Genomic DNA, 2408 nt, shown 5'->3' with positions numbered 1-2408 from the left:
CGCAGCTCGACGATCCAGGCCACGCAGCGGGCCTCATCGCCGTCGGCGGCGAGCTGGAGCGCGGTCTCGTAGACCACGCGCGCCCGCAGCGCCGGCGGCACCTCGGGGCGGAAGGCCTCTTCGTGGATCGCCGCGAGGCTGCGCCGGTAGCGCTCCTGCATAAAGACGTCCTGCGAGCCTTCCACGTCGGTCCTCAGCTCGCGGTAGTAGAGCGCCAACTCGCCCAAGACCTGCAGCCGCGCGGTCGGCTCGCTCGCGCGCCCCAGGGCGGCCTCCAGGCGATCGGCCTCCGCGAGCAGGGCGTTGCGCGCGTCCAGGAAGCGGTCGCGGAATGCCTCGCCCAAGGCTGCGTGGGTCGCTCCCGCTAGGCGCAGGGCCAGGTAGCGGGAGCGCCGCTGGGCCGCCGAATCGGCGTCCGCGGAGGGGTGGGCCAGGCGCTCGTAGAGATCCCGGACGCCGTCGCGCAGCGCGCCGCGCAGCAGGCCGTTTAGGCCGTGGCGGCGGGCGAGCTCGACCATCCGCGCGTAGGCCTCGACCGCGGCCTGGGGCTCGGCCTCGTGGCTCGCCAGGTTGCGGGCCCATTCGCGGAGGTCGGCGCCCAGGCGCAGGACGTCGACGTCGCGGTTCAAGCCGTTGGGGCCGTCCTCGTCCAGGAGGGCCGCGTCGACCTCCGAGCAGAGCGCCAGGCCGCGCCGGCGTATCGCCAGCGCCGGCACCGACTCAAAGCCGTCGCCGATCCGCGCCCGCGCGCTGCGGATCGCTTCCAACCAGGGAGCCGCCTCGAAGCTTCGCCCCAGGGTTTCGGAAAAATCTCGCCCCACCGGCCGGTCCTGGACGGCGCGGTAATGCCGCCAGGCGCTTTCCAGGTACTCCAGGTCCGGGTGCTCGGGGACCGGGCGCGCGAAAAAGGCCCGGGCCTCGGGCAGGGGGTCGGCGGTCGGTGCCGCCGCGCCGGGACTCGACTCGGTCTCGGAAACGCCGCCGAATTCGGAGGCCGAACGCGCGAGGATGGAGCGGGACGCGGCGGTGGTAGCCAGGCTGCCCAAGGACGGAAAGAGGACCGGCGCCGCTTCGGGCTCGGGATCGGAAATGGGGAGGGAGATCCGAGGCGAGGGCGGCAGGGGCGCCCGCATCGTGAGGGTGGAAGCTCGACTGGAAATAGGGGGTGGTACCATGGGCCTGATCCCGACAGCAGCGGGCCCCCGGCACGAACGCGCGAAAAAATTTTCGGAAGTGTGCAGGAGACAATAAAGCAATGGACATGCCAGGCTGCCCCCATTCGGTTTTATTCGCCTAAGGATTGGGAATCCGTCGGGATTCGGCGCCGGTCCTCCGCGACGCGCACAGGTTCCGAGTGGCGCCGAACGGGGGCTTCAGGCCCCATTTCCACGCAATATGCGGTTTTTGTTCTACATTTATTGTCGGGTCTCAGACGGAGCCGCGGCCCGCGTCGCACAACTTTTTTTAGCCGCGCCCGAAAAGATCCTGCTTTCGTGAAAATCCACTCGCTCCTTTTCTGGAGGCAGCTTGACCTATGGCTCGGGGGGGCCAGGCAATTTAATCTTTCCGACTTCCTTGGGACTTCGCCGCACCTCGGCGCCGGAGACTTTTTCGGCCGAGACGCTGTTGGCTGAACTCGCGCGCGCCTGCGGCGGACGCGCGGCGCTCGCGCGCCGCGGCGGCGAGGGCTTCTTGGCGGAGTGGGACGCGCTGGCGCGGGAGCAGGAGGCGCCGAGTTTTTTGGAAGGCCTGCTGGGATTGGCGGAGCGGCAGGAGCGGGCCGGGCATCTCGAGCTGGCGGGCGAAATCTATGCAGCTGTCGTAGGGGCAAACCTGGGGCCCCGCTCGCGCTCGCCCCTACAACAACGCGCACAAAGCCGTCTCGACGCGATCCTCGGCCGCGGCGACAACCTCGCCCGCGCCGAATTCCTCGGCCGCCGCCTCGCCGCCGAGGCCTGCGACCCGGCCGTGTTGGCCGCGATGGGCCTGGCGGGCCTCGCCTTCCGCACCGCGCGGCTCGCGACCCTCTCCCGGCTGGCGATCTCCCCTGCCGAGACCCTTTGGACGCGCGGCCTCGGCGCCCGCCTACTCTCGGGCGGCGCCGGCTTCCTGCTCGAGGCCCCGACCTTCACCCTCGCCCATCGCGGGGCCGACGCCCTGCTCGGCCGCGAGGTCGACTTAAGCCGCGAGGCGCTGGGGCGCGATTTCGCGGGCGGGGCCCTCACCTTGCTCAGCCTGCGCCTCGCGGGCGGCCTAAGCCAGGCGGCCCTGGGGCGCTGGGCCGCCGGCGGCGGGCTCGGCGCCCAGGCCGCGCGGGCGGTCGTCCCGCAGGCGGCGATGTTCGGCGGCCTGCTGCTCAGCCATCGCCTCGAGACGCACCTGGGGTTGCGCGAGGCGCGCGGCGACGC

General features: G+C 71.6%; 2 protein-coding genes. One reads left to right on the top strand and one right to left on the bottom strand.

Annotated elements, in window-relative coordinates; genetic code table 11:
• On the bottom strand, nucleotides 1-1175 hold a 1175-nt coding region (locus FBR05_15130), incomplete at its 3' end, for a hypothetical protein (protein MDL1873512.1).
• Between the two features lie 451 nt (nucleotides 1176-1626).
• Between FBR05_15130 and FBR05_15125 the strand changes: the two genes are divergently transcribed.
• Nucleotides 1627-2408 (top strand): hypothetical protein (locus FBR05_15125; GenBank protein ID MDL1873511.1); only part of this gene is annotated, 782 nt, incomplete at its 3' end.

Source organism: Deltaproteobacteria bacterium PRO3, assembly GCA_030263375.1.
In the GTDB taxonomy this organism is placed as follows: Bacteria; UBA10199; UBA10199; order DSSB01; family DSSB01; genus DSSB01.
Note: the sequence above shows the minus strand (reverse complement) of the source record. Positions and strands in the feature narration are given on the sequence as shown.